Here is a 21,465-nt window from a genome sequence, read left to right on the forward strand (position 1 = left end):
ATCGCAATAAAATTATATGCAGTCTACCATTTCATCGCTCAGCAACACATATCTGAAAGAAAAATCCTGACAATTTAATCTGAATTTTTGTATTAACGCAGTAAAAATAGCGTACTAAACTTGAAATGCAGTGAATAAAGAATAACAACACTGCAACTTATCGCGCGACAGGTATACAATAGTAACAGTAGATAAACCAACTAAGTAATAGTAACAATAAACATTATGGCAAAAAGACCACAGTCCGCCCCTTTAGGGCAAATTCGCATTATTGGTGGGAAATGGCGAGGCAGAAAACTGCCTGTTCGTGATAGTGAGGGCTTACGTCCCACTACAGATAGAATTAAAGAAACTTTATTTAACTGGTTAATGCCAATTATTCGTGATGCTCGCTGCTTAGATTGTTTTGCAGGAAGTGGTGCTTTAGGTTTTGAGGCATTATCACGCTTTGCAGAAAATGTGACATTTATTGAACTTGATAAACAAAATGCGCAATTGTTAACTGAAAATAAAACTCGCCTACAGGCAGATAACGCGGTCATTATTCATCACAACAGCCTCGCTGTTTTAGGCCAAGCAGGACAACCTTTCGATGTCGTTTTCATTGACCCTCCATTTCGTAAAGGGCTACTCCATGAAACGATCGAATTATTAGAGAAAAACCAATGGCTAGCAAACGAAAGTTGGATATATGTTGAGTCAGAAGCGGAGTCACCACTTACTGACATTCCTGCTAATTGGCAACTTCATCGTGAAAAAATCGCAGGCCAAGTCGCTTATCGTTTGTTTATTCGCAATTTACCCTAGGAAAATAAAATATGTTAATTAATGTAGGCCGCCTGCTTATGATCTGTGTATGGGGATTTATGCTATTTAATCTTATTCATCCATTCCCTAAGCCATTGAAATACTTTATGGATGTAGCAATGGTATTCATGATCTTTATGCATGCACTGCAAACTATTTTCCTAAAAGCAACGCTTCCTAAAGGGGAAACAATCTCTAAATTAGTACAATTACGTATTTTCTTTTTTGGAGTATTTGAAATGCTAGCTATGCAGAAAAAAACCAAAGCGGCGATAGAAAAAGCGAAGAAACAGCAATCAGACCAATAGAAATTATGGTGCAGGCTCAAAACGAATAAACCGAGTCCCTTGCATCGTAAGTTTTCCTTCGCGGCCTAACTCAATACCTTGGTATTGTTCTTCTGTCACAATCGTTTTGATAATTTCTCCACTTGAGCGTGTTTTGAAATAAATTTCATAGCGGAAGGTTTCAGGAGACACGACGTCTCGTTCACGTGAACGCATGTTAGGATAAGGATAATCTTTTTTATTATCCACTTTGACCAAATAACTCACAGGCAAAGCGTTATCATTAATTTCATTTTGCTTGCGTTGGTCAAAAAAGCGTTTAGTGGCGAGAACCGCAATAATCACTAAAACTATAATCAATAATATTGGTTTATTCATAATGTGTGCTTTTTGCTTAAAAAGTCAGTCATGATAGTTTATCTTATTTAACTAAACAGGACACGTTTCTAAGTTGTCGGATCACTGTCGTGTCATTCATTGAATTTATAAGGATGTGTATATGATTAGTTGGCCGTTCCTCGCAGTACTCTTTTCTGGTTGGTTATATGTCGATGCAGCCTATCGAGGTCCTGTGTGGCAACGTTGGCTATTTCGCCCAATTACACTCCTGTTATTGTTATTCTGGGGATGGAGCTCTGACGACCTCAATCTGCAAAACTATCTCATTTTAGCTGGGTTACTCGTTTCTCTTATCGCTGATCTATCACGCATGCTTTCAAGTGAGCACTTACTAACTTCTGTCGTATTGATGTTTCTTAGCTATTTGATTTATACCATCAGCTTTGGCATGCAATTAAACTTCGGCCTCTTTTTACCTTGGTTAGCCGTTCCCCTCATTATTGCAGCGGTGACCCTTGTGGTTATTTGGGGGAAACTCGAAAACCTACAGGCCGTGGTTTTTGCCTCATTAATCATGTGTATGATCATGGCATGGGTTGCTGGCGATCAATATTTTGGCTTAGGCCGTGAATATAACTTCTCCATTATGATTGGGGCATCGCTACTGTTTTTATCTAACTGTGTTTGGCTAATTGCTCGCTTCCGCATTCCATTTAAAGCGTCAAAAGCTATCGTTGCGGCACTGTACTTCCTTGGGCAATTTTTCATTGTTCGTGCGGTTTACTTGTAACCACGCCTTTTAGTCATGTCAAGCCAATTGATAAAAAGTGCTATTTGAGAATTTTATCAATTGGGCGTCCTATTTTCATTTGACTCTGGAGTAGACTCCAAAGTGTAGACTTATCCGCAATGATAGAACATATTGTTTGATAAGGGGGCGCTTATGCACTCACATTCCCATAAAGAAACACATAACCACACCAGCAGCTGCTGTTCTAACAACAGTTGCTGTTCATCTACTGTGGCAGACAATAGCAAAAAAGTTAGTGATGGCTCACATACTCATGAACATAGCAGTATGAAGAAACACCCCGATGATGATGAGGGCTCTCATCGGCACGGTGAAGAATACCATTCAACTCACGCTCACGCCGCTAATGACCATGACCATTCAGGTCACGAACACCAGCACGGCAGTAGCTGTGGATTAACAGCAAACATCAGCAATGAAGTTGAGCCAACTCAAACCGCTGACCAACGCTTTAGTTGGATCATCCGTGGCATGGATTGTCCAAGTTGCGCCAATAAAATAGAAACGGCAGTAGCCCAAATTAGTGAAGTTAAACAAGCAAAAGTTTTGTTTGCCACAGAAAAGTTAGTGGTTGATGCCAATACAGATATTAGTGCAGCGGTACGTGCTACTGTAGAAGCGGCTGGCTATGAATTACATGATGTCGGCAGTAACAGCGCGGCTTCTGTTGCTCCAGCACAAAACTTATTAAGTGAAGCTAAACCCGTCATTATTCTAGCCATTTTAGTCGCTATCAGTTTGGGGATTGAGTTTATCAATCCACAATGGGGTAATATTGCTTTCATTTTAACTACGCTATTTGGGTTATACCCTATTGCCCGTAAATCGTTGCGTTTAATTCGCACAGGCTCACCATTTGCCATCGAAACATTAATGACGGTTGCCGCCGTTGGTGCGATATGTATCCAAGCCACTGAAGAAGCGGCAATGGTTATTTTGCTTTTCATGTTAGGTGAAATGCTAGAGTCCTACTCCGCAGGACGAGCCCGACGAGGCGTCAGTGCCTTAATGGCATTGGTTCCAGAAGATGCGGTTTTAATTAAAGATGGGGAAAAAACGACTATACCTGTTGCGCAATTACGTCCTGGGGATATTATTGAAATCGCACCGGGTGGGCGTTTACCTACAGATGCTGAGCTAGTTTCAGGGTTTGCAAGCTTTGATGAAAGTGCATTAACGGGGGAGTCTGTTCCGGTAGAACGCAACGCAGGCGAAAAAGTGGCGGCGGGTTGTTTATCAGTCGATAAAGCCGTACAAATGAAAGTGGTTTCAGAGCAAGGCCAAAATGCTATCGACCGAATTTTACAGCTGATAGAAGAAGCAGAAGAACGTCGTGCGCCAATAGAACGTTTTATTGACCGCTTTAGCCGTGTGTATACACCAATCATTATGCTAATTTCTGCATTAGTGATTATTATTCCACCTATTTTTTTCAGTGCTCCGTGGGAAACTTGGATTTATCGCGGGTTAACGCTGTTATTAATTGGCTGCCCTTGTGCGCTAGTGATTTCAACCCCGGCTGCCATTACCTCTGCATTAGCAACTGCCACACGCCGTGGTGCCTTAATTAAAGGAGGAGCTGCACTGGAGCAACTGGGAACTATTACGACCATTGCTTTAGATAAAACAGGCACACTGACAGAAGGGAAACCCCATGTCACTAACTTAGTACCTGTTGAGGGTTTATCGGAAAGTGAATTATTGCAAATCACAGCATCTGTTGAGGTTGGCTCCCACCACCCACTGGCCAAAGCGGTGGTCAATAAAGCAGAAGAATTTTCTCTAACTGTCACTGAAGCGCAAGAGCGTAAAGCACTAGCAGGAAAGGGGGTTGAAGGACGTCTTCGTAACAAACATATCCTTGTTAGCGCGCCAAATCGTCTCGATACACCGTTAACTAGTGAGTGGCAAGCCAAAGTTGAAACCTTAGAAGCGGAAGGAAAAACAGTGGTTGTCACGCTAGAAGACAACCGTGTCATCGGCTTAACTGCGCTGCAAGATACGCTGCGCGATGACGCAGTGGACGCAATGAGTATCCTTAAAACACTCAACGTAAATGCGGTGATGCTAACCGGTGACAACCCACGTGCAGCTGGTGCCATTGCAGGTCAATTAGGAATGGAATTCCGTGCAAGCTTATTGCCTGAAGATAAAGTCACTGCGGTAATGGAACTTAACCGCAACCACAGTACGATGATGGTCGGTGATGGTATCAATGATGCCCCCGCAATGAAAGCCTCAAGCATTGGTGTTGCAATGGGCAGTGGAACTGACGTTGCGTTAGAAACAGCGGATGCTGCATTAACCCATAACCGTTTAACCGGTTTACCTGAGATAATCGCGCTATCACGTGCTACACGGAAAATTATTCGTGAAAATATCACCATAGCACTTGGCCTAAAAGGTGTATTTTTAGTTACCAGTTTACTCGGGATCACTGGTCTTTGGGTTGCTGTACTCGCAGACTCAGGTGCAACCGCACTGGTCACTGCTAATGCTGTACGGTTACTTCGAGTAAAATTACCTCAAGTGAAAAAATAGTGTTTCATCAACTCATCAAAGCGCTCTTTGGGCGCTTTTTATTTTTTAGAAGGAGACATAACTCCATTATTACAACATGTTAATTGTCATATTAACTAGAAGATTAGGACTAACTTCATCTTCATTCCCCCCCAAATTTCGTTAAAGTATCTCTTGAAAAAGGGTGATGCAAATCGGATATTGGAAGGGGTCTAAGATGGTAAAAAGTCACAGCTCAACACCTCATGACTCAGCATTTAAAGGCTTTATGTCTAAAATTGAGAATGCTCGTGATTTTTTTGATATTCACCTACCTATACATATTAAGCAATTATGTAATTTTGATACGTTGGCGATAACCAATTCCTCTTTTATTGATAAGCAGCTTCGCTCTCGTCTATCTGATGTTTTGTACAGCGTAGAGACACAGCAAGGTGAAGGGTATCTTTATATGTTAGTTGAGCACCAATCAACACCCGATAAATTCATGGGGTGGAGAATGATGTACTATGCATTTTCAGCAATGAATCAGCACTTACAGCAAGGGCATCGTAATTTACCCTTGGTCGTCCCTATTTTGTTCTATCACGGAAAAGTCACGCCTTACCCATATTCACACCCATGGACTCATTGCTTTCCTTGGCCTGATATAGCAAGCAACTTATATAACCAGCCATTTCCCATCGTAGATATTACCGTCATTGATGACAATGAGCTGGTAAACCACCGTAAGGTTGCCGTAATGGAATTAGCAATGAAGCATAAAGATTTACGAGAAAATGTTGAGAAAGTGACTACACTATTAGCTCAAGCTGTGAATAATAATTATCATAATAATGATGATATTATCACGATATTCAATTACTTATTTCTTACGATGGATTCACCTCATTTTAAAACAGTTGTTAATCAACTTATAGATCAAATAGAGAATAACCAAGAGGCGATTATGAACATTGCACAACGATTAAAAAACCAAGGAATACAAGAAGGTATCGATATTGGCGTAAATAGAGGTATTGATATTGGTGCAAATAAAAAACAATATGAAATTGCGCTTAAAGGTTTGCAACTCGGTACAAGTATTGAACTTATTTGTCAGCTTACAGGGCTAAGTTACCAAGAAGTATTAAGCCTGCAATAACCCCTACCTCTTGGTAGGGATTGTCACTAATAAATTTGGTTCATTACAACTAGCTCGATTTTTTACGCAACAAATAGCGATAAGGGGCAGAATCGGCTTCAACTACAAGCAGCTCATGTTCCATAAAGCGACAAAAACCTGGGATATCACGTGTCGTTGCAGGGTCATCTGCAATAATTAATAAGGTGTCACCCTCAGCCATGCCACGTACTGTTTTACGCACCAACATTACAGGCTCAGGACAACGTAAACCTAATGTATCGAGAGTTTTGGTCGCATTCGCAAATAAATCAGACATAAAAACGCTTCTATCTAAAAGTAATCAATCCGTCGATTATATAATAAAATAACACGCAATGAATGAACTGTTTTGCTTTTGTTGCGCAACAGGCGTATCATGCGCAGTTCCCAATTTCTAGGGCGTATTTCATGGGTTCCCTCACCCCATTGTGACTAAAAAGGTACAATATGTTTGATTTTACTCCGCAGCAAAAAGCCACTGCGTTAATTTGGCTATCGTTGTTTCATATTTTAATTATTACCTCTAGTAACTACCTAGTGCAGTTGCCAATTAACATTTTTGGTTTTCACACCACTTGGGGCGCGTTTACTTTTCCATTTATTTTCCTCGCCACTGACTTAACCGTACGAATTTATGGTGCACCTCTTGCGCGCCGAATTATTACTGCGGTGATGCTGCCCGCATTACTGATTTCATATGTTATTTCAGCATTATTTTTCCAAGGTGAATGGCAAGATTTTACTGCTTTATCTGAGTTCAATTTATTTGTTGCGCGCATCGCTGCCGCAAGCTTTATGGCTTACGTACTTGGGCAAATATTAGATGTGAGTGTATTCAATAAGTTACGCCAAAATGCACGCTGGTATGTGGCACCTGCCTGCGCTATGTTCTTTGGTAACTTAATTGATACTATCGCGTTCTTCTTTATCGCATTTTTCCGTAGTAGCGATCCATTTATGGCCGCAAACTGGGTTGAAATCGCGTTAGTTGACTATGTTTTCAAGTTACTTATTTGCATGCTATTTTTCTTACCTGCGTATGGTGTTTTGCTGAATTTCATTTTGAAATACTTCTTTGATAATGCAGATAAAAAGAGATTTGCAAACCAACACTAGAATAGTAATAGAAAGGGGTAACTACCCTCAGACTGTGACAAAGTCCTCTTTTTACGGAGGCCTTTGTCAGCAGGCTAAGCTGAATTAAAATAAGAAATACCTGTCGTACAATTCCATTAATGGCGCATCATAACGCTCTCGCTAATAGTGATATCGGATGCTCGCACTTTTTACTTGTCGACATCTCAATTTGCCACTTACAAGTTTCACAGTCAGTGATGACCATATCAGCACCACTTTCTTCGATTTGGCGGAATAAACCCGCCCCAATACCTTGAGAAACTTCATAGTTTTCTTTCTTGAAACCGTAGGTTCCAGCGATACCACAGCATTGAGAATCCAACACGATCAACTCAACGCCTGGCACTCGTTTGATTAGTTCTAACGTGTAGGAAGTCCAGCCCATTTTTTCCATATGACAAGGCGTGTGGTAAGCCACTTTTAATGGAGTGTGTTTAAGCTTCAATTCACGCCCTTCTTCGAGTAGGCGGTAGATATAACGTGTTGCCAGCTCAATGTTGTCACGCATCGCTGAAGTGTCGACATCTAAAACATGAGTATATTCATCACGGATCGTAAACGTACAGGTTGATGACGTTGCGACGACTGGCACATGTTTTTCTAGGATGGTTTCTTGCAGCGATTCCAAGTTGACATTCGCTTGGCGCTTCGCTTGCTTCATAAACCCATTGGCAATTAACGCAACACCACAGCATTTTTCGCGTTTAAGTAATTGAACCCCAATATTCATCCCATTGAAAACTTTGATTAAATCTTTCCCGAGCTGAGGATGATTGTAATTCACATAGCAACCATGGAAAAACGCAACTTGTTCTTCGTATTTGGCTTGCTCTGAGGCCTGCTTGGCGTACCAACGACGGAAAGTACCAAATGAATATTTTGGTAATTCACGACGATGGTCAATTTTTAATGCTTTATCAAGAATTTGACGAACCGGTTTTAGCCCTGTAATTGTATTCACCACAGGAGCAAATGGTGTTGATAACGACCCCATTAAATCTGTATGACTTAATATTGCATCACGGATTTTAGGTTTTTGCTGACTATAAGTATTGCGAGCCCGAGCTATAATATCGCCGATTTTCACATCAGATGGGCAAGCTACCTCACAACGCTTACAGTTAGTACAATATTTAAGTGCCTCATCATATAACATAGGGTCTTTTAAGCGTAAACGCTCGCCATCAGGACCCGCTTGTTTGGGTCCCGGATACAATGGGTTCACTTTTGCAACTGGACAATAAGTGGTACACACAGTGCATTTAATACAGCTTTCAAAGCTTGCATCTTGAATACTCATTGTGCCACCTCCGCCTGCATGGCCTTATTCTTACTGACTTCATTGATAATTTCATTTGCTGCATATAATGCGCTAATCATTGATACACCTGCACCACAGCCTTGGGTCAATGGGTCAAATCCACCTAATACCGCCCCTGCCACATAGAGATTGTTTAAGGATTTCCCATCTTTTTGAGCACGCAACGTCTCATCTGTTTTGACCCCAAAAGCCATGTAAGGCTGGGAAGCAAAGAACTCTTTATTCGTCCATTTTCCGCGTTCTGTAATATCACACAAATCTAAGTGCATAAGTGGCTCATAAACGCGGTCAAACTCAGCGACCAAGCCATTATTAAAAAAACTACCAGTCGCCAAAATAAAGTGTTTTGCTTTTAAAAAGATATCACCATGATTGCGTGTCTGTACGGACTCAATATGGTCATCAACACAATTTACTGCTGTAACTTTATCACCCGGCATAACAATTCCACCCTGACGACGAAACTGACGCAATAGCATTTCGTGTAAACGAATTCCTAATAAAGAAGGTGGAAGAGTTGGTAATAAAAATAATGGCTTACCTAAGTTCATTTGTAATTCATGCAAGGGTTCATCACTATCGAGTCCAATACAAGCAGGCATGAAAACCGCCTCTGCATCTGCGACCAGAGGTAATATCTCAGCGACCATTTGAGCCATGTTTTCTGGTCTATCAAGCCAACGAGCAACGTTAACAGCTCTAAACTCGCTCGGGTTTTCCCTTAATCGGTCTAACAATGGTAAATGCACATAATGTGCTTTGGCTTGCACCCCTGCACGTTGCAACTCATCTGCCACCATTTGCGGTTGAAAATCCAAGAATCCTTCAATCCCTACCACGGCAATATTACTAACATCCATTTTATGATGTAAACCAACGGTCGGAACAGACTCTGGACTAAGCCAAGTCATTCGCTTATGGCCTAGAGGTGTGATGCGATAATGATTTTCTTCACATGAACCTTTTAAATGAACGCCCGCTTGCTGCAATATTGATTGCGCCATATGCGCAAGCTCAGCCACTTGCGTTTTCCCGATGATACTATACGGGTGTATGGGGGCTTGTTCTTTTAGTAAATCAATAACTTCCAATGGTTTTTCAACCACTTGACCATCTGGCAAATGGGTTAACAAATCCAAGGAACCTGATGAAAAATGCAATGCATTTTGCCCTGCACTGACAATTGCACAAGATAGGCCAGATTGAGTCAACCGAATGCCACTCATTAGCCCTGCTAGACCACCGCCCATTACCACAACATCATATTTCATTGTCCGCCTCCTTCTGTGGTCCCTTACCAAGGGTAGCTTCATTCATGCCACACAAACCGTGGTATACCCAACTGGTAAACTCGCTCTCACGCAATGCATCCCCCCAAGCTATTGGGCGAACACCTTTCCAGCGCTCATTAAGGAAATGGCTGAGCTGTTGCTCTGTTTCATAAGGGGTTGTGACATTAAAGCGATTCAGTAAACCCGCAGCACGACAAGCACATAGCTCACCTTGGCAAGTTCCCATCCCCACACGGGTACGACGTCTTAAATCAAGCAAGTTATTCACCGTTAATGAATTCACAGCGTAACGGACTTCTCCCGCAGTAACGGCTTCACATTCACAAACTAGGCTTTTATCTAATCTATCGGTACTTAAAATCGCAGACGCTCTATCACCATGTCGATAAACCGCAGAACCCCGAATTGGAGCAGGGATAGAAACGACATTGCGCAAGGCTTCTTCTGCGCTGTGTTGCGAGCCCGGTAAGGGGGCTTCTGCTGTGGTGCATTTCGCACTGAGACCCAATTTTTCACAAACTTTATCTGTCGCCCACTCCGCCATCAGGCGATATGTCATTAGTTTACCGCCAGTAATAGTAATAAACCCTTCTAAGCCATCACGTTTTGCATGATCAAGGAGTACAATTCCACGACTAACATTTCGGCCTGATGGGTCGTCATCACTCGCGACTAATGGTCGAACCCCTGCATACGCACGCAAAATGCGCGTTGACGCAAGTGCTGGTGATAACATCGACCCCTCACGGATTAAAATATCGACTTCTTCGGGGGTGACATACATATTATCAATTTGGTCATATTCAATATGCGTAGACGTAGTACCTATCAGGGAAATAGTATCACCTGGTACAAGAATATCGGCATCCGCAGGCTTACGGCAACGGTTGATCACCATGTTGTTCAAGCGATGGCCTAAAATTAACAACGCCCCTTTGGCTGGGAACATTTTGATTTTTAAGTCGCCATATTCTGCAATTTTTTGCCCCCAGATACCGCCTGCATTTACGACAATTTCGGCATAAATATCATACTGTTTTTTCGCTTGATGATCGTAAACTGTCACGCCACGAACCGTATCACCATCACGAATAAGTCCTATAACCTCATGATATGTTAATACTTTAGCACCATGTTCTCTGGCATCTAGCATATTCGCCGCAGTTAACCGAAAAGGGTCAACAGTTCCATCAGGAACACGAACGGCACCGATGAGATGTGGATTAACAGAAGGTTCAAGGCGAATAGCCTCTTTCGGATCAATCGCTGTCGCATCAATCCCTGCGGCTTGGCAAGCCACAATAAATTTTTGCTGATAATCTAAACAATCCTCCGGCAACGTAATAAATAAACCATCGGTTCGCTCAATGCAGTGATGAGCGATACGTTTAAGGATTTTGTTCTCTTCAATACATTCTTTGGCAGATTCGCTATCTGTCACCGCATAGCGTGCTCCACTATGCAATAAACCATGGTTACGCCCTGTTGCACCAGTCGCAATATCGTGTCGTTCAAGTAAAATCGTTCTTAGACCTCGGCGAGCGCAGTCACGAGCGACTCCTGCACCTGTTGCGCCACCACCAATAATGATGACATCCGTTTCAGTCACAGATGAGCCATTCATGTCGCATTCCTCACATTAATAAACATTTCTATAATCGATAAGTATAGATTCTATTTTTATAATCTATTATTAAATATAGACCAGAAACGCGATCAATGTTTGATAAGGAACAAAAACGAAAGTAATCAGTGAATTTTTAGTGTTATAAAGAACGGAATCGTGATGGAAATCACAAAAAAATTAACAATTACAGTTCCATTCCATTCACAAATGTCATTTACTATGCACCTTTATAAACAAAGCTAATAATTGTGCGTTAGATTACAGATAAATTGTTTTTTAATGACTACAATTTAGAGCAATTAAGAAAACAAAAGCTCTTGAATTACTCGGTTATTTTCGTTTTTGTTACTCCATTAATAATAAACACTCAGTCATTTTCTTAATAAGAGAAGGTATGAGTGAATAATTAACATGCCACCGGAGGCGTATATGTTAAGTATTTTTAAACCAGCACCTCATATACAGAGGCTGCCAGCTGACAAGATAGACCCAGTCTATCGTAAGCTTCGCTGGCAGATCTTCTTGGGTATTTTCTTTGGCTACGCAGCGTATTATCTAGTTCGAAAAAACTTTGCATTAGCAATGCCGTATCTTGTTGAACAAGGATTTTCAAAAGGTGACCTCGGCTTTGCCTTATCAGGAATATCAATTGCTTACGGTTTTTCTAAATTTATCATGGGGTCATTCTCTGACCGCGCAAACCCACGTTATTTCTTACCTGCTGGTTTAATACTTGCTGCTCTTGTGATGCTCATCATGGGTTTCGTTCCGTGGGCAACATCAAGCATCATGGTCATGTTCGTTCTGTTGTTCCTATGTGGTTGGTTCCAAGGGATGGGTTGGCCTCCTTGTGGCCGCACCATGGTTCACTGGTGGTCACAAAAAGAGCGTGGTGGTATCGTTTCTGTCTGGAACTGTGCGCACAACGTCGGTGGTGGTATTCCTCCATTGCTGTTCATGCTAGGTATGGCATGGTTTAATGACTGGAAAGCGGCTTTATATATGCCTGCTTTTGCTGCCATTGCTGTTGCACTGATTGCATTTGCATTAATGCGCGATACACCACAATCTTGTGGTCTTCCACCAATCGAAGAATACAAGAATGACTATCCAACAGACTATAAAGCGTCTGATGAACAAGAATTAACAGCAAAAGAAATCTTCATGAAGTATGTTTTCCCGAACAAACTATTATGGATGATTGCGATTGCAAACGTATTTGTATACTTACTGCGTTACGGTGTTCTTGACTGGTCACCAACTTACCTGCGCGAAGTAAAACACTTCGCAATGGATAAATCTTCATGGGCTTACTTCTTATATGAATACGCGGGTATCCCAGGCACATTGCTGTGTGGTTGGATGTCGGATAAAGTCTTCCGCGGTAACCGTGGTGCGACAGGTGTATTCTTCATGACTCTAGTCACTATCGCGACTATCATTTTCTGGATGAATCCTGCGGGTAACCCAAATATCGACATGGCTTGTATGTTGATCATTGGTTTCTTAATCTATGGTCCGGTTATGTTGATTGGCTTACACGCCCTTGAATTGGCACCGAAAAAAGCAGCAGGGACTGCGGCAGGCTTTACTGGCTTGTTTGGTTACCTCGGCGGTTCGGTTGCGGCAAGTGCTATCGTCGGTTATACCGTTGACTATTTCGGTTGGAATGGTGGCTTTGCTGTCATGATCGGTGGTTCTGCACTCGCTGTTGTTCTTTTGTTCATCGTTATGCTGAGCGAAAGCAAACATAAACGTGAATTAGCAAACTCTCAATAAATAACGTGTTTATGTAAACTCGTTGACCATAGGCTATATCAGAAAGATATAGCCTTTTTTTTACCTAAAAAGTGCCAAGGGGATATAATCATGAACTTTCCATTAAAAACATTGGTGACAAGTATGGTTTTAGCGATATCTGTGTCCGCCGTAGCTCAAGCTTCTGGTAAAATCGTTATTGCACATCGTGGTGCAAGTGGATACTTACCAGAGCATACTCTACCTGCTAAAGCAATGGCTTACGCGCAAGGTGCTGATTTTCTAGAGCAAGATTTAGTCATGACTAAAGATAATGAGCTTGTGGTACTACATGATCATTATCTTGACCGTGTGACTGACGTTGCAGAGCGTTTTCCCGATCGTGCACGTAAAGATGGTCGCTATTACGCGATTGACTTTACACTACCAGAAATTAAATCCCTGAAATTCACGGAAGGTTTTGACATTGTTGATGGTAAGAAAGTCCAAAGCTATCCGAACCGGTTCCCTATGGGGAAATCTGATTTTCGTATTCACACTTTCGAAGAGGAAATTGAATTTGTTCAAGGCTTGAATAAATCGACGGGCAAAAATATTGGTATTTATCCAGAAATTAAAGCGCCTTGGTTCCATCAACAAGAAGGCAAAGATATTACCAAGAAAACCCTAGAGGTACTAAAAGCCTACGGTTACACCGATAAAGATTCGAATGTTTACTTACAATCATTTGATCCAAATGACCTAAAGCGTATCAAAAACACATTGATGCCAGAAATGGGGATGAACCTAAAATTAATCCAGTTGATTGCCTATACCGACTGGAATGAAACTCAAGAGCAAAAACCCGATGGTACGTGGGGTAACTACAATTACGATTGGATGATGAAACCAGGCGCAATGAAAGAAATTGCCACCTATGCCGATGGTATTGGCCCTGATTATCATATGCTAATTAGTGAAGAGTCCACCCCAACCAATATCAAAGTGAATGGCATGGTCAAAGAAGCCCATGAAAATAAAATGGCGGTTCACCCATTCACCATTCGTGTTGATAAGCTGCCTAAATACGCCAAAGATGGGCAACAGCTTTATGACATCATATACAATCAGGCCGATGTCGATGGCGCCTTTACAGACTTCCCTGATTTAGGGGTTAAGTTCTTAGCGCAACAGGCTCAGAAATGATCGTTTTATGAGCCAAAAACAATAATGCAGCCATTTGGCTGCATTATATAAACACCAGTTTGATAAATTACGCGATGGTCACAGGAAAAGCGATAACATCACTGATTTTATCAGCATTCAATGCCAACATAATTAGCCTATCAACTCCAACAGCCACGCCAGAACAATCCGGTAAGCCGTGTTCTAACGCGGCCAACAAATACTCATCAACAGGTTGAACAGGTAACCCCATTGCTGCACGTTTACGATTATCTTGTTCAAAACGTTGACGCTGCTCATCCGCATCCGTTAGTTCATGAAAACCGTTCGCCAACTCCATTCCTTTGAAATACACCTCAAAGCGTTCAGCAACACGGTGATCTTCGGTGCTTATCACCGCTAACGATGCCTGAGTAGCGGGAAAATGGTAAACAACTGCGGGCTTTTCTTTACCGATATGCGGTTCAACCCCCATGGTAAACAATAACTGCAATAAAGTGTCTTTATCTTCTTCGTGATCTGCAATATTGCTTAAATCTAAGCGCGCGGCAACATCACGTAACTCGCTTTTCTCAGCAGATAATGGATCAATGTTTAAATAGCGTAAAAACGCTTGCTGGTAAGAAAGAAGCTCAGCGCTTTCACATTCCAGCACTTGCTGCAATAAATCATCAACTTCATTGATCAAGCGGTACATATCGAAATGCGGGCGGTACCATTCAAGCATGGTAAATTCAGGGTTGTGATGCCTTCCCGCCTCTTCATTTCTAAAACTGCGACCTAATTGATAGATTGGACCACTACCCGCAGCAAGTAGACGTTTCATGTGATATTCAGGGCTGGTCATCAAATATAAATTGATGCCTTGTGCGGCTCCAGGGCCCACGAAACGCGTTTCAAATGGAACAAGGTGAATGTCAGTCACCGTTGCTTGACTCATTGCGGGGGTTTCGACCTCAAGTACACAGCGATCAGTAAAAAAATGTCTGATTTCCGCGATAATTTTCGCACGCTGTAACAGGTTAGCGATGGGGGCGGTTGGCTGCCAATTCGCTATATCACTCATTAAGATGACTCCAAAATAAACTTAGTCGTGCAGTGTACCCACCTCACCTACAACACACAATCCATTTACGCTAATAAAGCCGATTTATCTAATCAAAAGTCGTTATTTTTTGCAGGTCACTTTCGACACAATTGTGTGAGTATAAATATCTTGATTATCTCCGGCTTTACACGATTAGGCAAAGTCTTTACTGGCAGAACTAGGTTCATCTTAAATGATGAAAGAAAACAAAAAAGAGAAACACACCTAAAACATGATTATTTCTTATATTATGTAACATTACTGTTAATAAAAAAACGAAATGATTCTCTTTCTCAAATTGTTTAATAGTTAAAATTAAGAAATTAATTTTCCCCTGAAAATAACCTGAAAATAAATAGTGAAGCGGCTCGCAATTTAATATTCAATATGAATTAAAATCTTCAGCAGTAATCCCCGTATTTTTCACTCCCTATTGTTAAAATCCGAGCAATTGACTTGGTTTTATACACTTAATTTTTATGTGAGCTTAATGATAATTATTTGAAATTCCTTTTTATTCACAATTAACAAACTAAAAATTTTATAAATGTAGAAACAATTCATGAAAAAACGATCTAGCTCACATTTTATTGTTAAATTTGGTCAAAACCCCCCTCTATATCAAATTTATCTTGAGGAGTATTCGTTATAATTCACAGCATGATAAGTCATTATTAGCTATTATATTATTTACTATAAAAAAACAGATATTTTGCAGTTCAACCTTAAGTTAAACTGAAAATTACATAGCTAGTCATCAAAAGTATTTAAAAGAATTTATCAATTTACACTTGAACAATGGAGAAGCGCAGTGCAAACCTTCAATGCCGATTTAGCGATTATCGGGGCCGGGGGCGCAGGCTTACGTGCAGCGATTGCTGCCGCTGAAGCAAATCCCAATATCAAGATTGCTCTGATCTCAAAAGTATACCCAATGCGTAGCCATACCGTGGCAGCAGAAGGGGGATCAGCTGCAGTTACCCAGGCTCATGACTCCTATGACTATCACTTTAATGATACTGTCGCAGGTGGGGACTGGCTGTGTGAGCAAGATGTTGTCGATTATTTCGTCGAACATTGCCCTACAGAAATGACCCAACTCGAATTATGGGGCTGCCCGTGGAGCCGTAAACCAGATGGTTCAGTTAACGTTCGCCGCTTTGGTGGGATGAAAATTGAGCGGACTTGGTTTGCTGCCGATAAAACCGGCTTCCACATGCTCCATACACTCTTCCAAACATCATTAAAATACCCACAAATTCAACGCTTTGATGAACACTTTGTCCTCGATATTATTGTTGATGAAGGCCAAGCTCGTGGTCTAGTCGCCATTAATATGATGGAAGGTACAAAAGTCCAAATTCGTGCGAATGCTATTATCATGGCGACAGGTGGTGCAGGCCGTGTCTATCGTTACAACACCAATGGCGGTATTGTCACTGGTGATGGTATGGGAATGGCTTTCCGTCACGGTGTACCACTGCGGGATATGGAATTCGTTCAGTATCACCCGACAGGATTACCCGGTTCCGGTATCTTAATGACAGAAGGTTGTCGTGGTGAAGGGGGAATTTTAGTCAATAAAGATGGCTACCGTTACCTACAAGACTATGGAATGGGCCCTGAAACGCCACTAGGTAAACCCGAAAATAAATATATGGAACTGGGTCCTCGTGACAAAGTTTCACAAGCTTTCTGGCATGAATGGCGTGCAGGCCGCACTATCAGCACTCACCGTGGTGATGTTGTGTACTTAGACCTTCGCCACCTTGGTGCAGAAAAACTCCATGAGCGTTTACCGTTCATTTGTGAATTAGCCAAAGCTTACGTGGGTGTTGACCCTGTGACAGATCCAATCCCTGTTCGCCCAACGGCTCACTACACTATGGGTGGTATCGAAACAGATCAGCGTACTGAAACACGTATTAAAGGCCTATTTGCTGTCGGTGAATGTTCCTCTGTTGGTTTACACGGTGCAAACCGTTTAGGCTCTAACTCACTGGCGGAGCTGGTGGTATTCGGTCGTTTAGCCGGTGAAGAAGCAGCACGTCATGCCGCAGAAGCAACACCAGCAAATGCCAGTGCGATTGAAGCCCGCACAAAAGATATCGAAAATGACCTACAAAAACTCATGAACCAAAAAGGAAAAGAGAGCTGGTCGAAAATTCGTGACGAAATGGGTATGTCAATGGAAGAAGGCTGCGGTATCTACCGTACTCCTGAATTAATGCAAAAAACCGTTGATAAGATTGCTGAACTGAAAGAACGCTTTAAACATGTCGAAATAACCGACCATAGCAGCGTCTTTAACACCGACCTACTGTACACCATTGAATTAGGCTTTGGCCTTGATGTGGCGGAATGTATGGCTCACTCCGCAATCAATCGTAAAGAATCGCGTGGTGCACACCAACGTCTCGACGAAGGCTGTACTGAGCGTGATGATGTGAATTTCCTTAAACATACTTTGGCATTCTATAACCCAGAAGGCTCCCCTCGTTTAGAATACAGTGATGTAAAAATCACAAAATCTCAGCCAGCTAAACGTGTTTATGGTGCCGAAGCTGAAGCTCAAGATAAGGCGAAGAAGGAGCAAGCTAATGGATGATATGAAACACCTAAAAATGGAGATCATGCGTTACAATCCGGAAACGGATAGTGAGCCCCATTTGGTGGCGTATGATGTCCCTTACGATGAACAAACTTCTTTGTTAGATGCGTTGGGCTATATCAAAGATAACCTTGCTCCTGATCTGTCTTATCGCTGGTCTTGTCGTATGGCTATCTGTGGTTCTTGCGGCATGATGGTTGATAAAGTGCCTAAACTGGCTTGTAAAACATTCCTGCGTGACTATCCACAAGGCATGAAAGTTGAGCCTCTAGGTAACTTCCCAATCGAACGCGACCTTGTTGTTGATATGACTCACTTTATTGAGCGTTTAGAGGCGATCAAACCGTATATTATCGGTAATGACCGTAAACCTTCTGAGGGCCCGAATAAGCAAACGCCTGCACAGATGGCAAAATACCATCAATTTTCAGGCTGTATCAACTGTGGTCTGTGCTATGCAGCTTGTCCACAATTTGGACTGAACCCAGAGTTCATCGGTCCTGCCGCGATCACATTGGCAGAGCGCTACAATTTAGATAACCGAGACCATGGTGCGAAAGAACGCATGACCTTATTAAACGGTGACAATGGTGTCTGGAGCTGTACGTTTGTAGGCTACTGTTCTGAGGTCTGTCCTAAGCATGTCGACCCTGCTGGCGCAATTCAGCAAGGGAAAGTTGCCAGCGCGCAAGACTTTGTTATCGCCATGCTGAAGCCACGATAAGGAGATTTGAAGTCATGACTACGAAACGTAAACCCTATGTTAGGGAAATGAAGGGCGATTGGTGGCAAAAGCTGGGTTTTTACCGCTTTTACATCATGCGTGAAAGTACTTCTGTCCTTCAGGTTTGGTTCAGTATTTTAGTCCTGTATGGGGTATTTGCGCTGAAAAGCGGTCCAGAATCATGGGCGGGCTTTGTTGGGTTTTTAAGTAATCCAATCATTTTTATCATTAACATTATTACGTTGGCTGCAACACTATTACACACCACAACGTGGTTCAAGCTTGCACCAAAAGCCGTCAGTATTATTGTCAAAGATAAGAAAATGTCTGAAGAGCCTATCGTTAAAGGCTTCTGGGCTCTCACGATTGTTGTTACCGCAGCAATCTTAGCTATCGCATTGTTATTTTAATCTAAGGAGAATCTGATGAATCTAACGCCTAAACGTTCCGATGAACCGATTTTCTGGGGGTTATTTGGCGCTGGTGGTATGTGGAGTGCCGTTATTGGCCCTGCCATCATCATCTTATTAGGAATTTTAATTCCGCTTGGTGTTGCACCAGAAATGCTTAGCTATGAACGCATTATGGCATTTTGCCAAAGCTTTATCGGCCGTGTTTTCTTATTACTGATGATTATTCTGCCAGTATGGTGTGGTATGCACCGTATTCACCATACATTGCACGATTTTAAAATCCACGTCCCTGCGACTAAATGGGTTTTCTATGGCGGTTCAGCCATCATTAGTGTTATTGCAATCATTGGTGTTTTCACGCTGTAATTGCAAAATAAAGTAAATCTAAATACCCCATTGTCACCGGCAATGGGGTATTTTTATCTAACAAAATCATTTCTCATAGAGAATAGCTCACCTTCAGTCCAACAATTTCCGTTCAAAACCTTGAATTAATGCCTCTAAACCAAATAAAAAGGCGTCAAAACTATCATTATGATCCATGATTTGTATCGCTTCTTGAAGTAACGGCGGCATCTCATCACCCAATGCGGCATCTCGCTCATTTTGAGCGGCTAGATGCTCTTGCTGCTCTAGTACCGAACCTAGCGTAAAGTGTCCAACGGCACTGATCGCATATAACCCACTTTTCAACGAAAAACCCTGATTTACCATAAACTGTAATTGGGTTTCTACCGTGGCATATTGCTCAAAACTCGGGCGTGTTCCTAAATGCACTTTTGCCCCATCTCGATAGCTTAATAACGCACCGCGAAAACTAATCGCGTTGTTACGCAAAAATTGTTGCCATGTTTCCCCTGACTGGGGCAATGAATGTTGATGATGTTGGTTTAGCATTTCAACCGATAACGCATCCAGTAACGCGCGTTTATTTTTTACATGCCAATACAACGTTGGCTGCTCAACACCAAGCTTTTGAGCCAGTTTTCGCGTTGTTAGCCCTTCCATGCCCACTTCATTTAATAACGCTAATGCAGCGGTAATGATGGTTTCTTTATCCAGTCTCGCCATATTGTTCCCCTAGTTTTCTATTGACACTCTATCATTGATAGAGATATATTCCAACTCTATCAATGATAGAGAAAAAACCATGAACAAATTTGCGATCACTGCGCTAACGATCACCGCCCTTGATGCCATGGGGATCGGCTTGATCATGCCTGTTTTGCCAGCCCTACTTCGCGAGTATGTCGCGCTAGAAAACTTGGCGAGTCATTACGGTATCTTGCTGGCTTTGTACGCCATCATGCAGGTCTTTTTTGCCCCAATACTGGGCAAATGGTCTGATAAACTCGGCCGCAGACCTATTTTGTTGATTTCCCTTGCAGGAGCCGCGTTGGACTATACTTTGTTGGCTTTATCTAGCTCACTTTGGATGCTGTATTTAGGTCGTTTAATCTCAGGGATCACGGGGGCAACAGGCGCAGTTGCCGCATCAGTTATCGCTGACAATACCCAACCTCATCAACGGACTAAATGGTTCGGCCGTTTAGGTGCCGCATTTGGTGTGGGCTTAATCGCCGGTCCTGCGATTGGGGGCTTTGCGGGGCAGCTATCTCCTCACTTGCCTTTTGTCATTGCGGCGATCTTAAATGCGTGCTCTTTTGTCGTGATTTTGTTTATTTTTAAAGATCAACGTAAAAACGCCACACAAAATGAGCAGCCTGAAGATGTCCCTGTACCGGTTCCCTTCATACAAGTGATAAAACCTGTCACCCTGCTGCTGTTCGTCTTTTTTATGGCGCAGTTAATTGGGCAGATCCCCGCCACTACTTGGGTGCTATTTACCGAAAGCCGCTTCCAATGGGATAGTATGCAAGTTGGGCTATCTTTAGCTGGCTTAGGCGTTATGCATGCCCTCTTCCAAGCCTTTGTTGCTGGAACTATTGCCAAAAAATTCAGTGAGAAGGTGACGATCATTGTTGGTTTTATCGCAGACGCAAGCGCATTCATTATTTTGTCATTACTGACAGCCGGTTGGATGATCTATCCAACCTTGATCTTACTCGCAGGTGGCAGTATCGCGTTACCTGCGTTACAAGGGCTGATGTCTGCTCAAGTCAATCAAGCTAACCAAGGTAAACTACAAGGGGTTTTAGTCAGTTTAACCAATGCCACAGGGGTCATTGGTCCATTATTATTCAGCTTAATTTTTGGCCAAACACTAGCAATTTGGGATGGCTGGGTGTGGGTGATTGGCGCGATGATGTATGTTTTATTGATTGTTATTTATTTAGCTTGTTGTAAAGATTTAGCTCAAGTTGAAAAGATAGAAAAACTATTGACGAGCTAAATTTTAGGCTATCTCATTTAAATGCTATGATACTCTACCAAATCTGCTT

At 42.2% G+C, this 21,465-nt stretch carries 20 protein-coding genes; 13 read left to right on the plus strand and 7 right to left on the minus strand.

Annotated features, from left to right (window positions below; all coding sequences use genetic code 11):
* Positions 1 to 225 precede the first annotated feature (225 nt).
* Together rsmD and ACLPIE_RS00980 are read left to right on the plus strand one after the other, a co-directional pair.
* Positions 226 to 807, plus strand: a complete 582-nt coding sequence (rsmD, locus tag ACLPIE_RS00975) for a 16S rRNA (guanine(966)-N(2))-methyltransferase (protein WP_430258824.1) — start codon at positions 226 to 228, stop codon at positions 805 to 807.
* 11 nt (positions 808 to 818) lie between these two features.
* Positions 819 to 1,115, plus strand: a complete 297-nt coding sequence (locus ACLPIE_RS00980) for a DUF1145 family protein (protein WP_430258826.1) — start codon at positions 819 to 821, stop codon at positions 1,113 to 1,115.
* A gap of 3 nt (positions 1,116 to 1,118) precedes the next feature.
* Here ACLPIE_RS00980 and ACLPIE_RS00985 read toward each other — a convergent pair whose 3' ends face one another.
* Positions 1,119 to 1,472 carry a DUF2500 family protein gene (locus ACLPIE_RS00985; RefSeq protein WP_430258828.1) on the minus strand — a complete coding sequence of 118 codons (354 nt, stop codon included), beginning with the start codon at positions 1,470 to 1,472 and terminating at the stop codon, positions 1,119 to 1,121.
* Positions 1,473 to 1,593: 121 nt separating this feature from the next.
* On the opposite strand from ACLPIE_RS00985, the gene ACLPIE_RS00990 reads away from it, so the two are divergent.
* The 3 genes from ACLPIE_RS00990 (at position 1,594) to ACLPIE_RS01000 (ending at position 5,908) form a co-directional block, all read left to right on the plus strand.
* Positions 1,594 to 2,223 carry a lysoplasmalogenase gene (locus ACLPIE_RS00990; RefSeq protein WP_430258830.1) on the plus strand — a complete coding sequence of 210 codons (630 nt, stop codon included), beginning with the start codon at positions 1,594 to 1,596 and terminating at the stop codon, positions 2,221 to 2,223.
* A 153-nt stretch (positions 2,224 to 2,376) separates the two neighbouring features.
* Positions 2,377 to 4,785 carry a zinc/cadmium/mercury/lead-transporting ATPase gene (locus ACLPIE_RS00995; RefSeq protein ID WP_430258832.1) on the plus strand — a complete coding sequence of 803 codons (2,409 nt, stop codon included), beginning with the start codon at positions 2,377 to 2,379 and terminating at the stop codon, positions 4,783 to 4,785.
* Positions 4,786 to 4,981: 196 nt separating this feature from the next.
* Positions 4,982 to 5,908, plus strand: coding sequence for an Rpn family recombination-promoting nuclease/putative transposase (locus ACLPIE_RS01000; protein ID WP_430258834.1), 927 nt, complete (start codon positions 4,982 to 4,984; stop codon positions 5,906 to 5,908).
* Between the two features lie 49 nt (positions 5,909 to 5,957).
* Here the strand turns inward: ACLPIE_RS01000 and tusA are convergent, their stop codons facing one another.
* Positions 5,958 to 6,206, minus strand: a complete 249-nt coding sequence (gene tusA, locus ACLPIE_RS01005) for a sulfurtransferase TusA (RefSeq protein ID WP_430258836.1) — start codon at positions 6,204 to 6,206, stop codon at positions 5,958 to 5,960.
* Between the two features lie 170 nt (positions 6,207 to 6,376).
* Between tusA and ACLPIE_RS01010 the strand changes: the two genes are divergently transcribed.
* Positions 6,377 to 7,045, plus strand: a complete 669-nt coding sequence (locus ACLPIE_RS01010; RefSeq protein WP_430258838.1) for a 7-cyano-7-deazaguanine/7-aminomethyl-7-deazaguanine transporter — start codon at positions 6,377 to 6,379, stop codon at positions 7,043 to 7,045.
* Between the two features lie 127 nt (positions 7,046 to 7,172).
* Here ACLPIE_RS01010 and glpC read toward each other — a convergent pair whose 3' ends face one another.
* Genes glpC through glpA form a run of 3 tightly spaced genes read right to left on the minus strand, consistent with a single transcriptional unit; the run spans position 7,173 to position 11,303 of the window.
* Positions 7,173 to 8,366: an anaerobic glycerol-3-phosphate dehydrogenase subunit GlpC gene (gene glpC, locus ACLPIE_RS01015; protein ID WP_430258840.1), complete on the minus strand. Its 1,194-nt coding sequence runs from the start codon at positions 8,364 to 8,366 to the stop codon at positions 7,173 to 7,175.
* Entirely contained in the window at positions 8,363 to 9,658 is a 1,296-nt protein-coding gene (gene glpB, locus ACLPIE_RS01020) for a glycerol-3-phosphate dehydrogenase subunit GlpB (RefSeq protein ID WP_430258842.1), read from the minus strand. Before glpB ends, glpC begins: the two co-directional genes overlap by 4 nt.
* Entirely contained in the window at positions 9,648 to 11,303 is a 1,656-nt protein-coding gene (gene glpA / locus ACLPIE_RS01025; RefSeq protein ID WP_430258843.1) for an anaerobic glycerol-3-phosphate dehydrogenase subunit A, read from the minus strand. The genes glpB and glpA overlap by 11 nt, the downstream gene beginning before the upstream one ends.
* Positions 11,304 to 11,735: 432 nt before the next feature.
* On the opposite strand from glpA, the gene glpT reads away from it, so the two are divergent.
* Entirely contained in the window at positions 11,736 to 13,085 is a 1,350-nt protein-coding gene (glpT, locus tag ACLPIE_RS01030; protein ID WP_430258845.1) for a glycerol-3-phosphate transporter, read from the plus strand.
* Positions 13,086 to 13,175: 90 nt separating this feature from the next.
* Positions 13,176 to 14,249 carry a glycerophosphodiester phosphodiesterase gene (gene glpQ / locus ACLPIE_RS01035; protein ID WP_430258847.1) on the plus strand — a complete coding sequence of 358 codons (1,074 nt, stop codon included), beginning with the start codon at positions 13,176 to 13,178 and terminating at the stop codon, positions 14,247 to 14,249.
* 67 nt (positions 14,250 to 14,316) lie between these two features.
* Here glpQ and epmA read toward each other — a convergent pair whose 3' ends face one another.
* On the minus strand, positions 14,317 to 15,294 hold the full coding sequence (epmA, locus tag ACLPIE_RS01040) for an elongation factor P--(R)-beta-lysine ligase (protein ID WP_430258849.1): 978 nt from the start codon (positions 15,292 to 15,294) through the stop codon (positions 14,317 to 14,319).
* A gap of 832 nt (positions 15,295 to 16,126) precedes the next feature.
* Here epmA and frdA point away from each other — a divergent pair.
* Genes frdA through frdD form a run of 4 tightly spaced genes read left to right on the plus strand, consistent with a single transcriptional unit; the run spans position 16,127 to position 19,429 of the window.
* The gene (gene frdA / locus ACLPIE_RS01045; protein ID WP_430258851.1) at positions 16,127 to 17,923 is read left to right on the plus strand and encodes a fumarate reductase (quinol) flavoprotein subunit; all 1,797 of its coding nucleotides are present in this window, start codon (positions 16,127 to 16,129) and stop codon (positions 17,921 to 17,923) included.
* Entirely contained in the window at positions 17,916 to 18,650 is a 735-nt protein-coding gene (locus ACLPIE_RS01050; RefSeq protein ID WP_430258853.1) for a succinate dehydrogenase/fumarate reductase iron-sulfur subunit, read from the plus strand. The genes frdA and ACLPIE_RS01050 overlap by 8 nt, the downstream gene beginning before the upstream one ends.
* A gap of 14 nt (positions 18,651 to 18,664) precedes the next feature.
* Entirely contained in the window at positions 18,665 to 19,060 is a 396-nt protein-coding gene (gene frdC, locus ACLPIE_RS01055) for a fumarate reductase subunit FrdC (RefSeq protein WP_430258855.1), read from the plus strand.
* A 15-nt stretch (positions 19,061 to 19,075) separates the two neighbouring features.
* A complete protein-coding gene (frdD, locus tag ACLPIE_RS01060) occupies positions 19,076 to 19,429 on the plus strand; it encodes a fumarate reductase subunit FrdD (protein ID WP_430258857.1) in 354 nt (117 codons plus the stop codon).
* Positions 19,430 to 19,522: 93 nt separating this feature from the next.
* On the opposite strand, the gene tetR is transcribed toward frdD, so the two are convergent.
* Positions 19,523 to 20,134 carry a tetracycline resistance transcriptional repressor TetR gene (gene tetR / locus ACLPIE_RS01065; RefSeq protein WP_430258859.1) on the minus strand — a complete coding sequence of 204 codons (612 nt, stop codon included), beginning with the start codon at positions 20,132 to 20,134 and terminating at the stop codon, positions 19,523 to 19,525.
* 79 nt (positions 20,135 to 20,213) lie between these two features.
* Here tetR and tet point away from each other — a divergent pair, with 79 nt between their 5' ends.
* Complete coding sequence (tet, locus tag ACLPIE_RS01070; protein ID WP_430258861.1) at positions 20,214 to 21,416, plus strand: Tet(A)/Tet(B)/Tet(C) family tetracycline efflux MFS transporter; 1,203 nt, start codon at positions 20,214 to 20,216, stop codon at positions 21,414 to 21,416.
* Positions 21,417 to 21,465 lie beyond the last annotated feature (49 nt).

This window comes from Providencia sp. Me31A, assembly GCF_050487165.1.
Classification (GTDB): Bacteria; Pseudomonadota; Gammaproteobacteria; order Enterobacterales; family Enterobacteriaceae; genus Providencia.